24 protein-coding genes are annotated in these 21,975 nt (G+C 62.0%); 10 read left to right on the top strand and 14 right to left on the bottom strand.

The features are described 5' to 3' along the window. Positions 1-76: 76 nt before the first annotated feature. The 9 genes from ftsH to ybgC all read right to left on the bottom strand — a co-directional run bounded on the left by ftsH (position 77) and on the right by ybgC (position 9,999). Positions 77-2,005: an ATP-dependent zinc metalloprotease FtsH gene (gene ftsH / locus GVL52_RS23100; RefSeq protein WP_160011407.1), complete on the bottom strand. Its 1,929-nt coding sequence runs from the start codon at positions 2,003-2,005 to the stop codon at positions 77-79. Positions 2,006-2,103: 98 nt separating this feature from the next. Next, a complete protein-coding gene (tilS, locus tag GVL52_RS23095; protein ID WP_160011405.1) occupies positions 2,104-3,501 on the bottom strand; it encodes a tRNA lysidine(34) synthetase TilS in 1,398 nt (465 codons plus the stop codon). Between the two features lie 12 nt (positions 3,502-3,513). Then, entirely contained in the window at positions 3,514-4,533 is a 1,020-nt protein-coding gene (gene ybgF, locus GVL52_RS23090; protein ID WP_160011403.1) for a tol-pal system protein YbgF, read from the bottom strand. A 180-nt stretch (positions 4,534-4,713) separates the two neighbouring features. After that, positions 4,714-5,244, bottom strand: coding sequence for a peptidoglycan-associated lipoprotein Pal (gene pal, locus GVL52_RS23085; RefSeq protein WP_160011401.1), 531 nt, complete (start codon positions 5,242-5,244; stop codon positions 4,714-4,716). 154 nt (positions 5,245-5,398) lie between these two features. After that, positions 5,399-6,709 (bottom strand): Tol-Pal system beta propeller repeat protein TolB, encoded by a 1,311-nt coding sequence (tolB, locus tag GVL52_RS23080; RefSeq protein ID WP_160011399.1) that lies wholly within the window; start codon positions 6,707-6,709, stop codon positions 5,399-5,401. A gap of 22 nt (positions 6,710-6,731) precedes the next feature. Beyond that, the gene (locus GVL52_RS23075; protein ID WP_160011397.1) at positions 6,732-7,868 is read right to left on the bottom strand and encodes a hypothetical protein; all 1,137 of its coding nucleotides are present in this window, start codon (positions 7,866-7,868) and stop codon (positions 6,732-6,734) included. 8 nt (positions 7,869-7,876) lie between these two features. Beyond that, the gene (gene tolR / locus GVL52_RS23070) at positions 7,877-8,338 is read right to left on the bottom strand and encodes a protein TolR (protein WP_160011395.1); all 462 of its coding nucleotides are present in this window, start codon (positions 8,336-8,338) and stop codon (positions 7,877-7,879) included. 23 nt (positions 8,339-8,361) lie between these two features. Then, entirely contained in the window at positions 8,362-9,081 is a 720-nt protein-coding gene (gene tolQ, locus GVL52_RS23065) for a protein TolQ (RefSeq protein WP_160011393.1), read from the bottom strand. 471 nt (positions 9,082-9,552) lie between these two features. After that, positions 9,553-9,999, bottom strand: a complete 447-nt coding sequence (gene ybgC, locus GVL52_RS23060) for a tol-pal system-associated acyl-CoA thioesterase (RefSeq protein ID WP_160011391.1) — start codon at positions 9,997-9,999, stop codon at positions 9,553-9,555. A 119-nt stretch (positions 10,000-10,118) separates the two neighbouring features. Between ybgC and GVL52_RS23055 the strand changes: the two genes are divergently transcribed. From GVL52_RS23055 to GVL52_RS23030, 6 genes are all read left to right on the top strand, one after another. Next, on the top strand, positions 10,119-11,339 hold the full coding sequence (locus GVL52_RS23055) for an NAD-dependent epimerase/dehydratase family protein (RefSeq protein ID WP_160011389.1): 1,221 nt from the start codon (positions 10,119-10,121) through the stop codon (positions 11,337-11,339). Between the two features lie 165 nt (positions 11,340-11,504). Beyond that, positions 11,505-12,323, top strand: coding sequence for a glycosyltransferase (locus GVL52_RS23050; protein WP_160011387.1), 819 nt, complete (start codon positions 11,505-11,507; stop codon positions 12,321-12,323). Next, positions 12,320-13,216: an NAD(P)-dependent oxidoreductase gene (locus tag GVL52_RS23045; protein ID WP_160011385.1), complete on the top strand. Its 897-nt coding sequence runs from the start codon at positions 12,320-12,322 to the stop codon at positions 13,214-13,216. The genes GVL52_RS23050 and GVL52_RS23045 overlap by 4 nt, the downstream gene beginning before the upstream one ends. A 78-nt stretch (positions 13,217-13,294) precedes the next feature. Beyond that, positions 13,295-13,882 (top strand): 5-formyltetrahydrofolate cyclo-ligase, encoded by a 588-nt coding sequence (locus GVL52_RS23040; RefSeq protein WP_160011383.1) that lies wholly within the window; start codon positions 13,295-13,297, stop codon positions 13,880-13,882. A gap of 2 nt (positions 13,883-13,884) precedes the next feature. Next, entirely contained in the window at positions 13,885-14,709 is an 825-nt protein-coding gene (locus tag GVL52_RS23035) for a TIGR00282 family metallophosphoesterase (RefSeq protein ID WP_160011381.1), read from the top strand. 114 nt (positions 14,710-14,823) lie between these two features. Further along, entirely contained in the window at positions 14,824-15,684 is an 861-nt protein-coding gene (locus GVL52_RS23030) for an MBL fold metallo-hydrolase (RefSeq protein ID WP_160011379.1), read from the top strand. Between the two features lie 32 nt (positions 15,685-15,716). Here GVL52_RS23030 and GVL52_RS23025 read toward each other — a convergent pair whose 3' ends face one another. The 3 genes from GVL52_RS23025 to GVL52_RS23015 form a co-directional block, all read right to left on the bottom strand. After that, entirely contained in the window at positions 15,717-16,052 is a 336-nt protein-coding gene (locus GVL52_RS23025; protein WP_160011377.1) for a type II toxin-antitoxin system RelE/ParE family toxin, read from the bottom strand. Continuing rightward, positions 16,049-16,309: a CopG family ribbon-helix-helix protein gene (locus tag GVL52_RS23020; RefSeq protein WP_160011483.1), complete on the bottom strand. Its 261-nt coding sequence runs from the start codon at positions 16,307-16,309 to the stop codon at positions 16,049-16,051. The genes GVL52_RS23025 and GVL52_RS23020 overlap by 4 nt, the downstream gene beginning before the upstream one ends. 143 nt (positions 16,310-16,452) lie before the next feature. After that, entirely contained in the window at positions 16,453-16,956 is a 504-nt protein-coding gene (locus GVL52_RS23015) for a pyridoxamine 5'-phosphate oxidase family protein (RefSeq protein ID WP_160011375.1), read from the bottom strand. Between the two features lie 120 nt (positions 16,957-17,076). Here GVL52_RS23015 and GVL52_RS23010 point away from each other — a divergent pair, with 120 nt between their 5' ends. The 4 genes from GVL52_RS23010 to GVL52_RS22995 all read left to right on the top strand — a co-directional run bounded on the left by GVL52_RS23010 (position 17,077) and on the right by GVL52_RS22995 (position 19,751). After that, positions 17,077-17,514: a hypothetical protein gene (locus GVL52_RS23010; protein WP_244619258.1), complete on the top strand. Its 438-nt coding sequence runs from the start codon at positions 17,077-17,079 to the stop codon at positions 17,512-17,514. A 112-nt stretch (positions 17,515-17,626) separates the two neighbouring features. Further along, positions 17,627-18,373, top strand: coding sequence for a YebC/PmpR family DNA-binding transcriptional regulator (locus GVL52_RS23005; RefSeq protein ID WP_160011373.1), 747 nt, complete (start codon positions 17,627-17,629; stop codon positions 18,371-18,373). 233 nt (positions 18,374-18,606) lie between these two features. Next, on the top strand, positions 18,607-19,125 hold the full coding sequence (locus GVL52_RS23000) for an invasion associated locus B family protein (RefSeq protein ID WP_160011371.1): 519 nt from the start codon (positions 18,607-18,609) through the stop codon (positions 19,123-19,125). A 14-nt stretch (positions 19,126-19,139) separates the two neighbouring features. Then, positions 19,140-19,751 carry an SH3 domain-containing protein gene (locus tag GVL52_RS22995; protein WP_160011369.1) on the top strand — a complete coding sequence of 204 codons (612 nt, stop codon included), beginning with the start codon at positions 19,140-19,142 and terminating at the stop codon, positions 19,749-19,751. Positions 19,752-19,845: 94 nt separating this feature from the next. Here GVL52_RS22995 and GVL52_RS22990 read toward each other — a convergent pair whose 3' ends face one another. Together GVL52_RS22990 and GVL52_RS22985 are read right to left on the bottom strand one after the other, a co-directional pair. Further along, complete coding sequence (locus GVL52_RS22990; protein ID WP_160011367.1) at positions 19,846-20,841, bottom strand: LLM class flavin-dependent oxidoreductase; 996 nt, start codon at positions 20,839-20,841, stop codon at positions 19,846-19,848. A gap of 174 nt (positions 20,842-21,015) precedes the next feature. Next, positions 21,016-21,894 (bottom strand): aldo/keto reductase family oxidoreductase, encoded by an 879-nt coding sequence (locus GVL52_RS22985; protein ID WP_160011365.1) that lies wholly within the window; start codon positions 21,892-21,894, stop codon positions 21,016-21,018. Positions 21,895-21,975 lie beyond the last annotated feature (81 nt).

Genomic DNA, 21,975 nt, shown 5'->3' with positions numbered 1-21,975 from the left:
GATTACATCCCGTTACCGTTGAAAAAGGCCGGACACCATCTCTGATGTCCGGCCTTTTGATGATTTCCAAAGAAAATCAGTGTGGTTGCGGCTCCAGGCCACCTTCCGGCTCGTCGCCCTTGGCAGGACGCGTGCCGGTCTTCGGCACTGCCGAGCCGCGGGTCGGTGTCGAGTCATCGCCAAGATCACGCGCCGGCTTTTCGCCGCGAATCAGGCCCTTGATCTCTTCGCCGGTCAGCGTTTCGTATTCGAGCAGCCCTTCGGCGATCGCCACGAAACCATCGTGGTTCTCGGTCAGGATGCGGCGCGCTTCCGTATAGGCCTCGTCGATCAGCTTGCGCACTTCCGTGTCGATCGTCATCGCCGTTGCTTCTGAGACGTTCTTCGACTGCGACACCGAGTGACCGAGGAACACTTCCTGCTGGTTTTCACCATAGGAAACCTGGCCGAGCGCATCCGAGAAGCCCCACTGCGTCACCATCGCACGGGCAAGCTTGGTGGCCTGCTCGATATCGGACGATGCACCGGAGGTGATGTTCTCCTTGCCGAACGTCAGTTCTTCGGCAACGCGACCACCCATCATGATGACCAGGCGCGACACCATCCACTTGTAGCTCATCGAGTAGCGGTCGCCTTCCGGCAACTGCATGACCATGCCAAGCGCACGACCGCGCGGAATGATGGTCGCCTTGTGCAGAGGATCTGCGACAGGCACCTTCAGGGCGGTGATGGCGTGACCGGCTTCGTGATAGGCCGTCAGCTTCTTTTCGGCTTCGGTCATGGCGGACGAGCGACGCTCGGCACCCATCATGATCTTGTCCTTGGCGTCTTCGAATTCGGCCATGGTGACGACGCGCTTGTTGCGGCGTGCTGCCATCAGCGCGGCTTCGTTGACGAGGTTCATCAGATCGGCACCGGAGAAACCGGGCGTACCGCGCGCCAGAACCTTGAGATCGACATTCGGTGCCAGCGGCACGTTGCGGGCATGCACCTTGAGGATACGCTCGCGGCCGACGATGTCAGGGTTCGGAACCACGACCTGACGGTCGAAACGGCCCGGACGCAGAAGCGCCGGATCGAGAACGTCGGGACGGTTGGTCGCCGCGATCAGGATGATGCCTTCGTTTGCCTCAAAGCCGTCCATCTCGACCAGCAGTTGGTTCAGCGTCTGTTCGCGTTCGTCGTTACCGCCGCCGAGACCGGCGCCACGATGGCGACCGACGGCGTCGATTTCGTCGATGAAGATGATGCAGGGTGCATTCTTCTTGGCCTGCTCGAACATGTCGCGGACACGGCTTGCGCCGACGCCGACGAACATTTCAACGAAGTCGGAACCCGAGATCGTGAAGAACGGCACGTTGGCTTCGCCGGCAACAGAGCGGGCGAGCAGCGTCTTGCCGGTGCCGGGAGGCCCGACCAGCAGCACGCCGCGCGGAATCTTGCCGCCGAGACGCTGGAACTTCTGCGGATCACGCAGGAATTCGACGATTTCCTCAAGGTCGGCCTTGGCTTCATCCACGCCTGCGACGTCATCGAAGGTGACGCGGCCATGCGCTTCGGTGAGAAGCTTGGCCTTGGACTTGCCGAAGCCCATCGCACCGCGCGAGCCACCCTGCATCTGCCGCATGAAGAACAGCCAGACACCGAGGATCAGCAGCATCGGCAGAAGCGTGCCGAGATAGCTCAGGAACCCTGAAGAACCGTCTGTCTCAGGCCGAGCCGAGACGAGCACGTTCTTGCTCTGCAGCCGATCGAGGAGATTGCTGTCGACCACGGGTGTATAGGTCTGGAAGGTGGTGCCGTTTTCAACATAGCTGCCGGAGACGCGGTTACCCGTGACGACGACTTCCTTGACACGGCCCGCATCCACTTCCCGCAGGAACTGCGAATAGGGGATATCACGCGAGCTGGTCTGCGCCGGCGACGTCTGGAACATACTGAAGAGGGCAATCAGCAAAAGAGCTATGATTGCCCACAAGGCGAAATTACGTAAATTAGGGTTCATCGAACTCCCCAGCACTGGCACGACCGCCTCATGGCGACCGTCTTATTTGGCTTCTAACATAGGATTGCCTCCGGCAGTTGCCAAGGCAAACCCATCAGTTAGATGGTTTTTCCGTCAATAAGACCTAAAGGCGGTTTTGGATAGGGGCGTGTTCCAAAAGCCGCCGCGACGTTGGTGGCGAACATGAGGTCCAATCGTGTCAAAAAGCGGTCGAACGGCGCGAAATAGGGTGTGATCTCGATTTGATCGGCGAGATCGCTGGAAACGGTGGAGGCGGAAATTTGTGGTTGCGCTGCGATGGCGCGTTTGACGGCGCTCTTGGGGAGGTGGGATAGGTCTTCCATGGAGAGTTTCTCTGTAATTCCCAGCGCGTCTACGCCCACGTCTCTCCGGTCCGTGCCCTCGACATCCTGCGCTTCCCCAGCCGCACCGGCAGCAGAGACCACCACATCCACGCCCGCGTGATTCTCCACCACATACCGCCCGTCCCACACCACGCGCTCACCCGCAGCAACCGCCAGCGGGAGCATGCCGCGGCTCTCGCGCATCACAAACAGCCCGTCACGCCTCAGATCGAACACCACCCGCCCCGCCGTCACCCGGCCGGGATGCCCGAGCGCCAGGAAATCCAGCACCCCCGCCATCGGCTCGGCTCCAAGCGCAAACGGCAGCCCGCCAAGCACCGCCGCCAGCCGCGCCAGCACATGCCCGAGCAGCGACCGCTCGACCGCAAGTCCTTCCGGCAAAACCTGCGCCAGCATGCCGCCATGCAAACTGACGTGCGTATCGAGCCACCCCGCTGCATCCGCATCGAGCACCGCCCGGGCCGTCGCCATCGCGCCGATCTCCGCAACGGAGATCCCCTCCCCCGACAGCGCCCGACGCATCCGCACCCGCTCGTATTTCGGATCCTCATTGCTCGGATCGTCGAACCACCTGACGCCGCGCTGCTGGAGCAAGGCGCGAATATCCGCCCGCAGCGAAAACAGCAGCGGCCGCACGACCCAGATACGCCGGTCGAACAGCACCGCATCGGCAATACCCGTCACGTTGGCAGCCGAGCGCTGCCCGCGCATCGCGAACGTCTCGCGCTGGTCGTCGAGCGTATGAGCGGTCACGATCATGTCAGCGTCGAGTTCGTCTGCGGCCTCGGCAAGCAGGCCGTAACGGGCATCGCGCGCCGCCGCCATGATCCCGGCCTTTGGCTTTGCGCCATGCCAGACCTTGGTGACATGCGCAACATCGAGCGACCGGCAGAGAGCAGCGACGTCGCGCGCTTCATCGGCCGATTCGGGGCGCAACGCGTGGTCGACGGTCGCGGCACAGAGGGAAATTCTGGAATTTGGTGAGGCCTTCAGCGCATCAACGAGCGCGACAAGCAGGCCGGTGGAATCGCTGCCGCCCGAGATCGCGACGAGAATGCGCGAGGGCTGGTCCAGCGAGGAGAGAAAGCGGCGTGTCGCCGTTTCAGGGGAAAGGGTGCTGTCCGGGCGCAAAACCGGAAAGCCTTAGCAGGACAGACGCTTCTGCTCGCTCGCGACCTTGGATATGACGGCACGCGAAGCCTTCGGATAACGCTTCGACACTTCCTTCAGCGTCGCGCAGGCAGTCTCCGTGTTGTCGAGAGCGGCCAGCGACATGCCAAGCTTCAGCAGCATCTCCGGCGCCTTTTCCGACGTGCCGTATTTCTGGTGGGCATTCAGGAAGGTCTTCGCGGACTCATTGAACTTGCCCTGCGAATAGAGCGCTTCGCCAAGCCAGAAATTGGCGTCGGCCGACCGTGCGCTGTTCGGGTACTGGCCGATATAGGCGGTGAATTCCTTCTCGGCCGTCGAATAGTCGCCGGAGAGAACATGGCCATAGGCAGCCTTGTACTGATCGGCCTCGCTGCCGAGCGAGGCGGTCTGCGAACCGCTGGCATCGACGTTCGGCGGCGGCAGTGGGCTGGAGCCGACTTCGGCGCCGGGATTGACCGAGCCGCCGACCGGATTGCCGTTCTGGTCGAACTCCATCGAGCCGAGCTGCTTCGGCGGCTGGCCGAGACCGTCGTTTTCGGGAACATCCGCCGAGGGCGCCGTTTCGGGTACCCTTGAGGTCTGGATCGTGCGGGCGATATCATCGCCGCCGCCCTGCGCCTGTGCCGATTGGCTGGACGCCGGGATGTCGGCTTCGCTCTTCTTCATCGGCTTGGCGCCGGTGCCGGCACTGCTGCCGCCCGACTTCTCGATTTCCTGGAAGCGGAATTCGTTGTCTTCCTGCGCCTTGCGGATGGTTTCCTGCATCTGCAGGAGCTGGAAGCTCATTTCCTCGATGCGGCCGTTCAGCTGGCGAAGCTGATCTTCGAGCTGCTGGATGCGCACTTCCGCACCACCGGCCGACTGCACGTTGATGACGGGCGCTTCCTGCGGCTGGCGATCGGAACTCTTGTTCCCGACATGCCAGCCGAATAGCGACGCCGCATGCGCCGACTGGCCAACCCCGGCCACCGTTGCAAGGCAAAGCATGCCTGCCACGACAAATTTCTTCATATGGTTCGTCCTGTCCCAGTGATTCTTCGCACCTCGATGGCACGAACAGGAGATTTTTCCAATTGCTTTCAAAAAGCAACGGAGTCTGGCCAAAGTGTGTTCAAAAAGAAAAGGCGGCCCGCGATGGAGCCGCCTTTCCAAATTGTAACAAAACCCGGCACTTCTGCGCCGAGCCGGCACTTACATGCCTGCGCCACCGAGAACGGTAACGGCGCGGCGATTCTGCGACCAGCACGAGATATCGTCGCAAACGGCGACCGGGCGTTCCTTACCGTAGGAGATCGTCTTCAGGCGCTGAGCCGGAACACCGCGCGATGCGAGGTAGTCCTTGGCAGCAGCGGCACGACGAGCGCCGAGAGCAAGGTTGTATTCGCGCGTGCCGCGTTCGTCGGCATGGCCTTCGACGGTGACAGCATACTTCGGATAGCGGCCGAGCCACTGAGCCTGACGGTCGAGCGTCTGGGCAGCGTCTGCACGGATCGAGGTGCTGTCGGTGTCGAAGAAGATGCGGTCGCCGACGTTGACGGTGAAGTCCTGTGCGGAGCCAGGCGTTGCGGCGCCGGCACCGAGGCCGAGGTCACCGGCGCTGTTGGCCATGTTCTTCTTGTTGGCGCAACCGGCCAGAGCCAGACCGGCGACAAGCGCGATCATGACGGGGTTGCGGGCGAAGTTCTGCATGCGGCTCATTGCCGGGGCGTGAATGCGGCTCATGGCCGGTCTCCTTGCGACTTGATTAAGGTTGCCGGACTGTAACCGTTCTCGGTTAATCGGCTTTCAAGAACTATGGTTAACGAATGGTTGATTTAACCCTCTGTCGCCCCAATCTAGGATTTTTGAGGCGACAACAAGGCAGGCACTTCGTCTCCTACTCCAGAAGCGGCGACCAGGCCGGATCGGAAGCGTAGGCAGGCGTCTTGACCAGCTGCTCGTTATAGCCGGACAGATCGATCGAATAGAGCTGCGGGCCGCCTGCCCCTGCCGCCTGGCGGAAGAACATCAGAACGCGGCCGTTCGGCGCCCATGTCGGGCCTTCATTGTGGAAGCCGGTGGTGAGGATACGTTCGCCCGAACCATCCGGCTTCATCACGCCGATCGAGAACTTGCCGCCCGACTGCTTGGTGAAGGCGACCAGATCGCCGCGCGGAGACCAGACAGGCGTCGAGTAGGAGCCGTCGCCGAACGAGATACGCGTCTGGCCGGAACCGTCGGCGCCCATCTTGTAGAGCTGCTGGCGGCCGCCGCGGTCGCTTTCGAACACGATCTGGCTGCCGTCAGGCGAATAGGACGGCGAGGTATCGATCGCAGCCGTGGAGGTCAGGCGCGTCGTGGTGCGCGAGCGCAGGTCCATCGTATAGATATTGGCATTGCCTTCCTGCTGGAGGCTCATCACCACCTTCTGGCCGTCTGGCGAGAAGCGCGGCGAGAAGGTCATGCCGGGGAAATTGCCGACCACTTCGCGCTGTCCGGTTTCCAGCTGCAGCAGGTAGACGCGCGGCTGCTGGTTGGCGAACGACATGTAGGTGACTTCCTGCCGGTTCGGCGAGAAGCGCGGGGTCAGGACAAGATCGCTGCCATTGGTCAGCATGCGAACGTTGAAACCGTCCTGGTCCATGATGGCGAGCTGGCGCTTGCGATCCTGCTTGCTGCCCGATTCCGAGACGAAGACGACGCGGGTATCGAAATAGCCCTCTTCACCGGTGATCTGCTTGTAGATGGCATCGGCGATGATGTGGGCGACGCGGCGCCAGTTTTCAGGCTGCGTGTAGAATTGCTGGCCGGTCATCTGGCTGCCGGCAAACGTGTCCCAAAGGCGGAACTCGGCACGCAGACGGCCATCGGCCTCCTGCGTGACGCGGCCGGTGACCAGCGCCTGCGCATTGATGACCTTCCAGTCCTCGAAGCGCGGAGCGGCATCGGGGTTGGAGATCTTTTCGATGAAGGCGTTCTTGGCGATCGGCTTGAACAGGCCGGAGCGCTGCAGGTCGGCGGCGATCACCTGCGACACCTGGGCGCCCATGTCGCCCTGCAGGAAGTCGGTGACGGCAATCGGCAGGGGCTCGACATTGCCCTTGTTGATGTTGATTTCGACAAGCGCGTAAGCGGGCGTGGCGATAACCGCGGTGGTTATCATGCCGACGGCGACCATCAAGGCGCGTAGGAAGGAACACTTGATCATGGAGGACAAGCCTTTCAGCATTTTAAAGGGCTAGATCGCTGGGGTCGAAGTTGATGATGACTTCGCCCCAGGCGTCATATTTGTCTTTTGGAAGATTGGAGAACGGTGCCGACTTCATGACAGCGCGCTTGGCGCCGCTGGCAAGCGCCATCCGGGTCGATTCATTCGTTCCGCCGACAGCTTCCACCTCGGGGGCGCCGATGATGTTGCCGTCAGGGTCAAGCTTCATATGGACGCGGATACGGACATCGGCCGCACCTTCCATGCCGGGGATGACCGACCAGTTGCCGGCAATGGCACTGCGCAGCGCATCCATTTCGCTCATCGACAGCTTGGAGCCGCCGGTCGCCTTCTTGGCGCCGAGCGAGGCAACTTCGGTCGAGCTCTTGGCGCCACCATTCGACGGGTCCTGCTTGTTCAGCAGGGCCGCGATATCGTCGGCGTTGAAATCGCTCTTCTGCGCAGAGGAGGCCTTGGCCTTTTCCTGCTTTTTGTCGGATTTTTTCTTGTCCGACGGCTTTTCGTCGGTCTGCGCCTTGTCTTCGGTCTTCTTCTCAGGCGGCTTTTCGGCCGGCTTCTGCTCCGGTGGCTTCACCTGCGGCTTGACGACGGGCGTCGGCACCTTGTCCGGCAGGGCCTCGGCATCCGGCTTCGGCGGCTCGGGCATGTCCTGCGGCTTTTCCTCGGCCTTCGGAGGCGTCGGTGTCGGCGGGGTGATCTCCGGCTTCGGTGGCGTAATCGACGCCACCTGCGTCGGCTCGACCACCGTATCTTCCTTCATGATGTCCTTCACCTCATTGGGCACGGGATCATTTTCGGGAAGCGGCTTGTCGGAGGCCTTCGGTGCTGCGGCCGACTCGTTGTTGTTTGGCTTGGCGTTGGGGATCGGCGGCGTCTTCAGGTCGACCTTGTTCTCGCCCATGTTCTCGGCGTTTTCAACATTGGTCGGCTTGGAGGTCGGCTTCGGTGCCGGCTTTTCGCTCGGCTTGGCCGTCTTGTCGCCCTGCTGCATCTGCGTCAGCTCTTCGACCGGCACCAGGTTGACCGGCATCGCCTCGAAATCTTCCACCTTGAACTCTGCCGGGGAGCCGATCGAAATCAGCGCCCAGGCGAGCAGAGCACAGTGCAGAACAGCAGATGAGACGATACTGGCCTTCATAGCGGTCTCTACGGAGCCTTCTTCTCTTGCGTGACGAGGCCGATGTTCTTGAAGCCTGCACCCTGGATGCGGGCCATGACGTCGGCGATCACGCCATAAGGCGCGGTCGCGTCGCCACGAACGAAGATGCGTTCATTGTAGCCGGTGGTGGCAATCGCCTCGAGCTTCGCGGCAATTTCCTCGACCGGGATCGGCGTTTCCTGCAGGAACGCGGTTCCGTCGTTCTTGACGGAGATGGTGATCGGCTGCGTTTCGGAATTCAGCGCCTTGGCCTGTGTTTCCGGCAGGTCGATCGGCACGCCGACCGTCATCATCGGGGCCGCGACCATGAAGATGATCAAAAGCACCAGCATGACGTCGACCAGCGGCGTGACGTTGATTTCCGAAATGACGCCGCCTCTGCGGCCGCCACCACGACGGCCACGACGGCCACCGCCGCCTCCGCCACCGCTTGGTGAACCCATACCCATATCGTTAACTCCGTTCCCGTCGTTTACTGCGCGGCCTGGCGCGGCTGCAGCTTCTCGTCAATTTGTCGCGAAAGGATGGCGGAGAATTCATCCGCGAAACCTTCCATGCGACCCGAGAGCTTGCCGGCGTCAGCGGAGAACTTGTTGTAGGCGATAACCGCCGGGATAGCGGCCACGAGGCCGATGGCGGTTGCGAGCAGCGCTTCGGCGATACCGGGAGCGACGACCGCGAGATTGGTGGACTTCGACCCGGCAATTGCCTGGAACGAGGTCATGATACCGACGACGGTACCGAACAGACCGATGAACGGGCCGGCTGAGCCGATCGTCGCCAGCGACCCGAGACGGGCCGAGAGGCCTTCCGATTCACGCGCCAGCGTCACGTCCATGGCACGGTCGATACGCATCTGCAGGCCGATCGGCGAGCGCGCACCGCGTTCGAACGACTTCTTCCACTCGCGCATGGCGGCGACGAAGATCGAGGCGAGACCGGTGTTGTTGCGTTCCGACAGCGAGCGATAGAGCTCCTCGAGCGACTGGCCCGACCAGAACACCTGCTCGAACTTGTCGAACTGGCGACGGGCGCGGCCAAAGGCCAGATATTTGTCGATGACGATCGCCCAAGTCCAGACCGAGGCTGCGATGAGCCCGAGCATGACCAGCTTGACGACGAGACCTGCCTGCATGAACAGCGACCACAAGCTGACATCCGTCGCTGCTGCTGCCAATCCTACTTGTTCCATTGATCCAAAATCCCCGAATCCAAACGCCCGGCACTTGACCGGGCGGCACAAAGTGATCTCGCAAGAATTGTCTGGCTGCCGCCGCCCAAAGCCCTGGTCAAGCTTCCAAGCTCTTATCCGCTTTCCTTGCCGTCAAATTTGGTCAAAGGAAGGCGTGCACCGCACAAACTCTGACAATCCGAGTAAGACACTATTATGGTTAATAGTTCGTTAGCGCCGGATCATGAAAGCGAAGCTATCGGCGAGAGAATAATCCCTTGGAGTACTTGGCCAGAACAAGGATCGATGACCAAAACAGCGCAAATCCTGCGCGCGAAAATTCCTTCACACGAAACTCATGTTTTTGCAAGGGGACTTTTTAGCCCTATTGGATCACCGCCTTGAGGCATTCACGCCTCGTCATCCATGCCCCCGGAGTGAGCTACGAGATACTCACCGAGATTGCTCTGCGCTGTTGAAGCCAGATTGTCCTCAAACCGCGATCATCATCTGCTTCGCCAACCCCTCCGGCAGGCGCCGCGGCCGGCCGCTGGCGTTGATCACCGCGATGATTACCTTGGCGGCGATCAGCAGCGTGTCGTCGCGGCGGATTTCCTGGGTCAGCACCATCTTGGCACCACCGGCCTTTTCGGTGCGGGTCATCACCGTCAGGATGTCATCCATCCTGGCCGGCGACTTGAAGTCGATCTCCATGCGGTGGACGACGAACACAAGGCCCTCCTCGTCGGCAGTGATCAACTCCCGCTGCTCGACGCCCAGGCAGCGCAGATAGTCGGTGCGGCCGCGCTCGAGGAAGTGCAGGTAGCGGGCGTGATAGACCAGACCGGAAAAATCGGTGTCTTCATAATAGACCCGCTGCAGCAACCGGTGGCCGGCTTCCGTGAGTTCGCCCGAGATCGAAAAACCGTTATCCGCCATAATTTTCTCCAAAGTCAGGTGCCCTGTTTGGCGCAACGGTTTCCGCCTTGCAAGCATTGAACAATTGTCACGCTTCCTAAGTATTTCTGATGAGACGCGACCGGACAGGAGACGAAGCCATGAAGATTGCAGTGATGGGCGGAGACGGATTTATCGGCTGGCCGACATCATTGCATCTGTCGGAGGCCGGCCACGACATCCACATTCTCGACAATCTCTCGAGGCGCTGGATCGACACCGAACTCGGCGTTCAATCGCTGACTCCTATGGACTCGATCCAGGAGCGCACCCGCATCTGGCACGCCGAGACCGGCCGCCGCATTCACTTCAATTTGATCGATCTCGCCAGGGATTACGAGCTTTTGAAGAAGTGGCTCGCCGAAAACCGGCCGGACGCCATCATCCATTTCGCCGAGCAGCGCGCCGCGCCCTATTCGATGAAAAGCGACCGCCACAAGAACTACACCGTCAACAACAACGTCAACGCCACCCACAATCTCTTGAACGCGCTGGTCGAACTGCAGCTCGACGCCCACCTGATCCATCTCGGCACGATGGGTGTCTACGGCTATTCGACAGTGGGTGCTGCAATCCCGGAGGGCTATCTGCCGGTCGGCATCGAGACCACGGATGGCGAGACCGTCAGCCAGGAAATCCTCTACCCGTCGAACCCCGGCTCGATCTACCACATGACCAAATGCCTCGATCAGACGCTGTTCCATTTCTACGCCAAGAACGACGGCATCAGGATCACCGACCTGCACCAGGGCATCGTCTGGGGCACCCATACCGAGCAGACCCGCCGCCACGAGCAGCTGGTCAACCGCTTCGACTATGACGGCGACTACGGCACGGTGCTGAACCGCTTCCTGATCCAGGCGGCGATCGGCTACCCCCTCACCGTCCACGGCACCGGCGGCCAGACCCGCGCCTTCATCCACATCCAGGATTCGGTGCGCTGCATCGAGCTGGCCCTCAAAAACCCACCGACGCGCGGCGCCCGCGTCGAGATCTTCAACCAGATGACCGAAACCCATCGCGTCCGCGATCTGGCCGAGATGACCGCCAGGATGACCGGCGCCGAGATCGCCTGGCTGCCCAATCCGCGCAAGGAAGCGCCGGAGAACGAGCTGATCGTCAAAAACGACAAGTTCCGCAAGCTCGGCCTCGACCCGACCACGCTGAAGTCAGGCCTGATGAGCGAGATCGTCGATGTCGCCCGCAAGTTCGCCTACCGTGTCGACCGATCGCGGGTGCCGGCAGTTTCGGCCTGGACAAAGGATATTGCGACGACGATCAATCACGATCCCGAGGGCAAACGGTTGAAGTCGGTGTCGTGAGGGTGGTGGCATGATGGGCACCCATCGAACCAGTAGCCCCCTCATCCCCGGTGCAACTTTTGCACCTGCCCTGCCTGCACCTTCTCCCCGCTGCGGAGAAGAGGGATGTGGCGGACGCACACCTGAGCGGAAAGCGAAGGGCACCAGCATCGAGGCCATCCCCGCATGACCACCCGCCACGCCTACGTCACCCTCGTCACCAACGCCGACTACGCCATGGGCGCCACGGCGCTGGCCCGCTCGCTGCGCCTGACCAACACCGCAGCCGAGATCGTCGTCCTCCACACCGGCGGCGTCGAACCAGCTGCGCTCCAGCCGCTCGAACAACTGAACTGCCGCCTCATCCCCGTCGAGCACCTGCCGCTGTCCGAGGCCTTCAACCAGCGCCACGCCCGCGCCAACCTCCACACGGCAGCCCCGTTCACCAAGGGCCGCAAGCCGGCGTTCCACTCTCCCCTCGACAATTTCTGCAAGCTGCGGCTCTGGGAGCTGACCGAATACGACAGCTGCGTCTTCATCGATGCCGATGCCATCGTGCTGCGCAACATCGACCGCCTGTTTGCCTACCCGGAGTTCTCCGCCGCCCCCAATGTCTACGAATCACTCGCCGATTTTCATCGCATGAACTCCGGCGTTTTCGTCGCAAGGCCCTCCGCCGATACCTTCAAGGAGATGCTGACCCGCCTCGACCAGCCGGAAATCCTGTGGAAACGCACCGACCAGACCTTCCTGCAGGCGTTTTTCCCGAATTGGCATGGCCTGCCTGTGTATTTCAACATGCTACAGTACGTGTGGTTTACCATGCCGGAACTTTGGGACTGGCAGAGCATTTCTGTCCTGCACTACCAATATGAAAAGCCATGGGAATCCGATCATCCCAAAGCCGACAGGCTGCGGCCGCTGATCGATCTCTGGCAGGCATTCTACACAGGCGATGACGTGCCTGACATCGCGGCAATGGCCAATCCGAAAGAGGCAGCATGAAGGTACTGGTATCGGGCGGAACAGGGCTTGTCGGTCGTTACATCGTCGAGGAGCTGCTTGGCGCCGGGTATTCGGTCATCATCGGCGGCCGTCATGCGCCGCTGCCGCGCGCCTTCTCCCGCCCCGTCGATTTCGCGCCGCTGTCGCTCGATCCCGGCAAGGATCACATCGAGGCCTTCGACGACGCCTACTTCTTCGTCCACGCCGCCTTTCACCACGAACCAGGCAGATACCGTGGCGGCGAAGGCGATGATCCCGAGACCTTCAGGCGCCTCAATCTCGATGGCACCGTGCGGCTGTTCGAAGCCGCCAAGCGCGCCGGCACCCGCCGCTGCATCTTCATTTCCAGCCGCGCCTGTTACGGCGAGCACCCGCCGGGCACGACGTTGACCGAGACCACTCCCGAAAAGCCGGAAACGCTCTACGGTCAGGTCAAGCTCGACGCCGAGCGCAGCCTCGCGCATCTGGCAGCGCCCGGCTTTGCCACCGCCAGCCTGAGATTGACCGGCGTCTACGGCGACCTTCGCCCCAACAAGTGGGACGCGCTGTTCGGCGACTACCTGACCGGCCGGCCGATCCCGCCGCGCGCCGGCACCGAAGTCCACGGCCGGGATGTCGGCCAGGCCGTGCGCGTCATGCTGGAGGCCGATAGCGGCCGGATATCCGGCCAGACCTTCAACGTCTCCGACCTCACCCTCGACACCTGGGATATTCTCGAACCGATCCGCTGGGAGCACGATTGCGCCAACCGGCTTCCGGCCGCAGCCGACAAGTCGCTGTTGACGCCGATGGACACGGCCAAGCTCTGTTCGCTCGGATGGCAGCCGGGCGGCTTGCCGCTGTTCGAGCAGACGATCCACACCCTTGCGACGCGAGACCTGCTGGCCGGTTGATCAGCGAACGTCGCATTCGCGCGTTGCATCGATCGCGGAGCAGCCTATGGTCCTGCGCAAAACAACGGGGCGGACGCCATGAACCCTAAAGACATCAAAGCCGCAATGCGCGCCGAACGGCTGGCGCTGCGCGATGCCATCCCCCCGGAACAACGCGCCGCGATGAGCAAGGCCATGGCCGATCACGCCGGCGACGCCATCGCCTTTGCGCCCGGCACCATCATCTCCGGCTTCCTGCCGATCCGATCGGAGGCCGATACCCGCCCGTTGATGACACGCTTTCGGGCAAGGGGTGCGCGGCTCTGCGTGCCCGCCATTCTCGACCGGCAGACGATCGTCTTCCGCGAACTGGTCGAAGGCGTGCCGCTGGTCGATACCGGGTTCGGCACCTCCGGTCCCGGGCCCGATGCTGCCATTCTCGATCCGGAGATCCTGCTGGTGCCGCTGTCGGCCTTCGACGCCCGCGGCCACCGGATCGGCTATGGAGCGGGCCATTATGACCGCGCAATCGACCGTTTGCAGCAAAAAGGCATGCATCCGAAACTGATCGGCATTGCATTCGACCGCCAGGAAGTGGCACATGTGCCCGACGAGCCGCACGATGTAAGCCTGGATGCCATCCTGACAGAAAGCGGCCTACGCTTTTTTGCCTCTTGGATTGGATAGCAATGCGACTGCTTTTTTTGGGTGACATGGTCGGTAAAACCGGACGCACGGCGGTCTGGAACCGCCTCCCCGGCCTGATTTCGGACCTGAAGCTCGACTTCGTCGTCGTCAACGGCGAGAACGCCGCCGGCGGTTTCGGCATCACCGAGGACATCTTCCTCGAAACCATCAATGCCGGCGCCGATGTGGTGACCACGGGCAATCACGTCTGGGACCAGAAGGAAGCCGTCGGCTTTGCCGGCCGCCACGACCAGTTCCTGCGCCCGGCCAATTATCCGCAGGGTACGCCCGGCCGGGGTTCCGGCGTCTTCTACGCCCGCAACGGCGCCCGCATCCTGGTTGCCAACATCATGGGCCGGGTCTTCATGCATCCCGAGCTCGACGACCCCTTCAAGTCGGCCGAAACCATCCTCGCCGCCTGCCCGCTGAAGGAACAGGCCGACGCGATCATCTTCGACTTCCATGCCGAAGCCACCAGCGAGAAGCAGTGCTTCGGCCACTTCGTCGATGGCCGCGCCAGCTTCGTCGTCGGCACCCATACGCATGTGCCGACAGCCGACCACCAGATCCTCAATGGCGGCACGGCCTATCTCTCGGATGCCGGCATGTGCGGCGATTACGACAGTTCGCTCGGCATGGACAAGGAAGAGCCGCTCAACCGGTTCATCTCCAAGATGCCGAAGGGCCGCATGGAAGCAGCCACCGGCCCGGCCACCATCTGCGGCGTCGGCGTCGAAATCTCCGATGCGACGGGTCTAGCCGAAAAGATCGCGCCGCTGCGCCTCGGACCAAGGCTTTCCGAAACCATCCCGGAATTCTGGCGCTAAACCGGGCACCCCATCCGCATGACGGAAAAGTGAGCATCGCGGCCCGGATTTGATCTGGACCGCCCAAGACCCATGCCGCATCCTTCGCTCTAGTGAGAGCGCTGGGGACGTGGCATGAAGCTGCAATTTCTTGTTTTCGCAATGACGGCCCTGTCGAGCCTGCTATCCGGCTTGCTGCCGGATTGGCTCGCCACCGGCACTGCCGAGGCCCAGGAAGCCCGCCGCAATGTCAGCCAGTGCCAGGCAATCGCCCAATCCATCCCCAGGGCGAGCTTCGCCAGTTTCTCCGGCCCGGCGCCGATCGTATCTGCGGCCATCGCCGATGAAACCGTCACCCTCACCTATATCGGCCACTCGACCTTCCTGATCGAAACACCAGGCGGCATCACCATCGCCACCGATTACAGCGGCTGGTATCCGACGCCGCAGCCGCCGATGGTGGCAACGATGAACCGCGCACATTCCTCGCACTATACGCTGACGCCGGACCCGGCGATCAAATCCGTGCTGCACGGCTGGAGCGACGTGCCGGGCGAAAAGGCGAAAATCGACACCGTCGTCGGCGACACCTACATCCGCAACGTCACGACCGACATCCGCAGCGGCTATGGCGGGCCGCAGCCGGATGGCAACTCGATTTTCATCTTCGAGGTTGCCGGCCTCTGCATCGGCCATCTCGGCCACCTGCATTACGAACTGACCGACGCCCACTATACCGAGATCGGCCGGCTCGACATCGTCATGGTCCCGGTCGATGGCGGCTTGACCATGGGTGCCGACAGCATGAGCCGGATCATCAAGCGCCTGCGCTCCTCGCTGATCCTGCCGATGCACCAGCCAAGGCCGCTACAAAGCTTCCTCGCCCTGTTCGGCCCGGATTTCGACGTCACCTACGCGCCGACCAACAGCATCAGCGTCTCGATGCGGACGCTGCCGCGGAAACCGCTGATCTATGTGGCCAAGGGGATGCAGTAGATGTTCACGGTCAAAGCGACAGGAGGATTTCTTCACTCGCCATCGCCGCCATCTCGTTCTTCGTGATCGAAATCAACATTGACATCAACACCCGGTGGCCGTTCACGGCCATGGCGGATCGAGAAAATGATGATTGCCTCCGGTCTGATTTCGTAATCGACAAGATACGGCCCCATGACAAACCTTAGAATGCCAGGAACCGGCATCTCCTCCGTTGCTCGTCCCATTCGGGAGAAGCGACCAAGTCCCTGACGCAGCCGTTTCAGGTCATCGGCAAACGATTGAGCGGCCCTGCTGCTCTTGGACTTCAGATATAGCGCTTCGGACTTGACGTATTCTCTGGCTGTTGGCGAGAGAATGACCTTCACGCGACGGCACCCTTGGCGATGGCATCAACCTCGTCGAGCACATCGTCGAAATCGCTTCCGAGCCCGGCATCCACATCGCGCCGGGCTCTGTCCAGCTCGATGATTTCACGACCTTCGGCTGCGAGGTAGGATTTGAGCGCACGGACGAAAACCCAGCTTCTGCTGCGATCGCAAATGCCGGCGATCTCTTCGATTTCGGACAGCACATCAGCAGGTAGGCGCATTGTAATCGGATCGGAAAGTTCACGATCGGCCATCGTTTTTACCTCCATTTGTAATACGAAGATAAGCCAGCGGCTCGATTGCGTCAAATCCGGCGCCCGCTTGCGAGCCAAAATGAAGCGACAAAAAAAGCCCGGAAGCCGACGCCCCCGAGCCTATCGTCATCTCCCCTCAGACCTCAGGCGAACTGCAGATGCTGCCGAACGCCGACGTCGGGCATCTTCTCATCATCGAGGTTCGCCTTGGCGATTTCCCAGCCGAATTTCAGCTTGCTGCCGGTCGAGACCCAGATTTCGGCGTCATCGACATGCATGGCGAGCATCGTCAGCTTCGGGTCCTTCTTACCGTCCTCGTACCAGGCCGAGACCACCGAGTTCCAGTATTCCTCGATCTTTGCGTGATCGGGCCGCACCTCGATCTTGCCGGCGAGGCAGGCGTGATAATCGTGATCCTTGCCGACCACGCAGAAATGCGCCCGTGCGCCTGATTTGATCGACCGAACGATATCGGCATCGGTTTTGGTGTAGAACCAGATGGTGTTGGTCTTCTCATCGGCATGCGGCGCCATCGGCTGCATATGCATGTCGACGCCATCGACGCCGAGCATGCCGGCGTGAATCTCGTTGACCTGATCCCAGAGCTGGCGTGCCGGGTGTTCCCGCGCCTCGTTGAAACTAGCCATAGCACTTCCTTCTGTTTCGATTGGTCCGTGGTTGAAACGTGAGCTTGGCGGCTTTGTTCCCCTGCGGGCGGGCAGATGCTACGGTCCGCAGCATCTGAGGACATGGGGATCATCATGCGGATGGCAGCCTTTCTGACCCTTGGGGTTTCTCTGGCCTTTTCTCTGGCATCGGCATTGCAGGCGCTGGCCGCCGACCGCAGCTTCATGCCAGAGGAAAACGGCCAGATCGTCTTCGTGACGCCATCGAAGAACATCGGCTGCACCTTTATCCCGAAGGGCGGCAGCGATGATTATACACCCGACGACGGTGGCCCCGAACTCGGCTGCGATCGCATCGAACCGAAGCACGTCCGGTTGATCCTGTCGGCCTCGGGCAAGGCCTTCCTGTTCGAGATGGAAGGTGACAGCGGTTGCTGCAGCGATGTCAACGTGCTCGGCTACGGCGAGCGCTGGCACGCAGGTCCCTTCACCTGCAGCTCGGCCGAGAGCGGCCTCACCTGCCGCCGTAACGATGCCCACGGCTTCTTCGCCAGCCGCAGGCGCTACACCGTCGATTGACGCGGCGCAGCATTTGCGGCACCCGCCCGATCCGCCGCTTTTCCCTTGAACACGCCCCGTTTCGCTCCTATAAGGCGGCCCATTCCGACAATAAGACGTGAACAGGGGTGCCATGGCTGGCCATTCACAGTTTAAAAACATCATGCATCGCAAGGGCCGTCAGGATTCCGTGCGTTCGAAAATGTTCTCCAAGCTCGCACGCGAAATCACCGTTGCCGCCAAGGCCGGTCTTCCCGACCCGACGATGAACGCGCGCCTGCGCCTGGCGATCCAGAACGCCAAGGCCCAGTCGATGCCGAAGGACAACATCGACCGCGCCATCAAGAAGGCTGCCGGCGCTGATGGCGAGAACTACGATGAAGTGCGCTACGAGGGCTACGGCCCGGGCGGCACCGCGATCATCGTCGAAGCCCTGACCGACAACCGCAACCGCACCGCCTCCAACGTCCGCTCGATCTTCACCAAGGCCGGCGGCGCACTGGGCGAAACCGGCTCTGTGTCCTTCTCCTTCGACCATGTCGGCGAAATCGGCTACAAGCTGTCGGCAGGCGATGCCGACAAGATGATGGAAGCGGCGATCGAAGCCGGTGCCGACGACGTCGAGAGCGACGAAGAAGGCCACTACATCACCTGCGCCTTCGAATCGATCGGCGAAGTCTCCAAGGCGCTCGAAGCGACGCTTGGCGAAGCCGAGACCGTCAAGTCGGTCTGGCGGGCCCAGAACAACATTCCCGTCGATGAAGAACGCGCCCAGTCGCTGCTGAAGCTGATCGACAGCCTCGAAGACGACGACGACGTGCAGAACGTCTTCTCGAACTTCGAAGTCTCCGAGGAAGTGCTGGCCAAGCTCTCGGCTTGATCCGCCTCTTATCCGTTTCAAAAAGCCGGCCCCGGAAACGCGGCCGGCTTTTTTTGTCCACAGGCGCAGCCGCGCCAATTCTCACAACCTGCCGCCATCAGGTAACACGTCCGTGAACTGCAGCCCCTTGTTAAGCTCTCGGTAACCCTGCCCGCTTTGAATGCGCCGCATTCGCTCCAGCCGGTCTGCCTCAAGGCCAGCCTCACTTACATCTCTCGGCGGGAAATCGACCCATGAAAAAACTAGCCCTTTCGCTCTCCTTCGCACTCGCAGCCATGCTTTCAGGCACCGTTGCCGGCACATCTGCAGCCCATGCACAGCCATCCATGGTCAAGCAGTTCAACGACTGGGGCGTCTATTCCTACGACCGATCGGGCAAGACGGTGTGCTATATCCTGACAGTGCCGAAGACCATGCAGCCTGCTGCCGTCGATCACGGTCGCAACTATTTCGTCATCGGCAAGGCACCGGGCTCGCGCACCAACTTCGAGCCGCAGGCGATCATGGGCTATGAGCTGAAGCCCGGCTCGCGCGCGAAAGTGCAGATCGGCGACAAGGAATTCACCATGTTCACCAAGGGCACCTCCGCCTGGGTTCTCGAAGAAACCAAGGAGCCCGACCTGATCGATTCCATGCGCGGCGGCAGCGACATGACGGTCGATGCCGTCTCGCGCCGCGGCACGGCGACCAGCTACACCTATTCGCTGAACGGCGTCAGCGCCGCCCTCAAGCGCATGGCGCAATGTAACTGAGCGTGCAGCGGACAATGCCCCGCACAGCAGAAACCGAGGCGAGGCCGGCGCCGGCCCGCCTCGCCCGCGGTTGGAAGAGAACGCTGGCCTTCTGCGCCATCGGCCTGGCCCTCGCCTGCCCTGAGATCGCCGCCAGCCAGCTGCAGCAGAAGCCGGTAGCCGCAGATCAGCTGTCGAAAGGCCCGAGGGGACGCGAAACCGGTCTCAGCGTCCCGCGCTTCGTCTCGCTGCGTTCGCGCGAGGCCCGCATGCGCATCGGCCCGTCGCTGGATTACGGCACCCAGTGGATCTACCGCGTCGCCGGCCTGCCGCTGGAGATCACCGCCGAATACGGCAACTGGCGCCAGGTCCGCGACAGCGACGGCGTCTCCGGCTGGATGCACCGCGCTTTGCTCTCCAGCAAGCGCACCGCGCTCATCGGCCCCTGGATCGCCTCGAACGTCCCGATCCGCGCCGAACCGACGACGTCTGCGACAACGCTGGCGTCGCTCGCTGCACGGGTCCGGCTTTCCATCGACAGCTGCGACGGCCACTGGTGCAAGGTCGAGGTAACAGGCCATCATCTGGAAGGCTTCGTCAGGCAGACGAACCTCTGGGGCGTCTATCCCCGCGAGACCGTCAAATAGCCAAGCCCCGCGGCACGGCGTGCTGCGAGCTGATATTGATAAAAGCTCGATCTTTAGGAGACGTCGCTGGTCCTGTCGGGGAGATAGCCCGTCTTCAAGCCGCAGCGCGCATGAAATTGCCGAGCCCGGCAAACAGCTCGACCGACTTCAGCCGCGCCTCGATATCGTGAACAGGCATCGAGATAATCACTTCGTCGGCCTGCGTATCGCGCAGGAATTCGCTGAGCTTGGCTTCCGCCGTCGCCGGCGATCCGACCACGGCGTAGCGCAGCGTATGCTCCACCGTCATCTTCTCCATCGGCGACCAGAAGCCCTCCATATCGGCAAGCGGCCGCGGGAACTGGCCGCGTACATTGCGGCGCAGGTTGACGAACTGCTGCTGCGCCGAGGTAAAGTGATAGGCGGCCTCCTCGTCGGTATCGGCAACCGAGCCCATGACGCCGACCATCGCATAGGGCTTGTCGAGCACCGCCGACGGCTGGAAACGGTCGCGATAGCTATCGAGCGCCTCCATCAGCGAATCCGGCGCGAAATGCGAGGCAAAGGCATAGGGCAGCCCGAGCATGCCGGCGAGCTGCGCACTGTAGAGGCTGGAGCCGAGCAGCCAGATCGGCACATTGGAATTCATCCCCGGCACCGCCAGGATCGCCTGGTTTTCGACCGGCGCGCCGAGCAGCTGCTGCAGCTCGACCACATCGTTGGGAAAGCTGCCGGCATCGAGATTGCGCCGCAGCGCCTGCGCGGTGCGCATGTCGGTTCCCGGCGCCCGCCCGAGCCCGAGATCGACACGCCCCGGAAACAGCGCCTCCAGCGTTCCGAACTGCTCGGCAATGACAAGCGGCGAGTGGTTCGGCAGCATGATGCCGCCCGACCCGATCCTGATCCGCTTCGTCGCCGCCCCGACATGGCCGATGACGACGGCGGTTGCCGCACTGGCGATGCCGGGCATGCCGTGATGCTCGGCCAGCCAGAACCTGTTGTAGCCGAATTCCTCCGCCTTCTGCGCCATCCGCGCCGAACTCTTCAACGATTGCGTGATCGTGCTGCCTTCGGCAATCGGTGAAAGATCGAGGATCGAGAAGGGAACCATGGCGCGGCCTGTCGGTGGTTGGAAGGACAGGTCTATGTAGGTGTCCGGGCGGGTTGTGCCAAAGGGTGGACAGAGAAAAAGACAGAGGCCGGCGATCTCCCGGGAGTTCTGCGCGAGCAATCCGCACCCGCAGGGCAACCAGCCCTGCGGGTGCGTCCTGTTGAAACCATCTTGTCAGGCAGCCTTGGCAGCCGCCACGCCGTCGAGCCTGGCAATGGCATCGACCGGCAGGACGAGGTCGGCGACTGCCAAATTTTCGCGGAGATGCCCGCGCGACGAGGTGCCGGGGATCAGCAGGATATTCGGCGCCCGTTGCAGCAGCCAGGCAAGCGCCACCTGCAGCGGCGTCGCGCCGAGCGTAGCGGCAACTTCAGAAAGCGTCGAAGACTGCAGCGGCGAGAAGCCGCCGAGCGGGAAGAACGGCACATAGGCGGTGCCTTCTGAAGCGAGCTGTTCGATCAGCGCATCATCTTCGCGGTGGGCAAGGTTGTACTGGTTCTGAACGCAGACGATCTCGGTGATCTTGCGCCCCTCGGCGATCTGCTTTGCGGTGACATTCGACAGGCCGATATGCTTGACCAGGCCCTGGCGCTGCAGCTCGGCAAGCGCCGTCAGCGGCTCTTCGAGCGATCCTTCGGCCGGACCATGGACATCGAACATGGCCCGCAGATTGACCACCTCGATCACGTCGAGCCCGAGATTGTCGAGGTTGTCATGAACGGCCCTGGTCAGCGCGTCCCTCGAGAAGGCCGGGTTCCACGATGCATCTGCACCGCGCGTGGCGCCGATCTTGGTGACGATCACCAGATCGTCGGCATAGGGATGCAGCGCCTCCCTGATGATCTGATTGGTCACATGCGGACCGTAGAAATCGCTGGTATCGATATGATCGACGCCGCTTTCCACCGCTTCGCGCAGCACGGCGACCGCCTCGGCGCGATCCTTTGGCGGGCCGAAAACGCCCTTGCCGGCGAGCTGCATCGCGCCGTAGCCGAGCCGCTTCACCGTGCGGTCACCAAGCGTGAAAGTACCGGACTTTTCGAGATTGGACATGATCTGCCTCCGTTTAAGATGAACAAGACATAGGCCAGCTTTGTTCACGCGATAACCGGATACAATCCGCACGGGCTGTTC

The sequence above is a fragment of the Rhizobium sp. 18055 genome (assembly GCF_902706285.1).
Lineage (GTDB): Bacteria > Pseudomonadota > Alphaproteobacteria > Rhizobiales > Rhizobiaceae > Rhizobium.
Note: the sequence above shows the minus strand (reverse complement) of the source record. Positions and strands in the feature narration are given on the sequence as shown.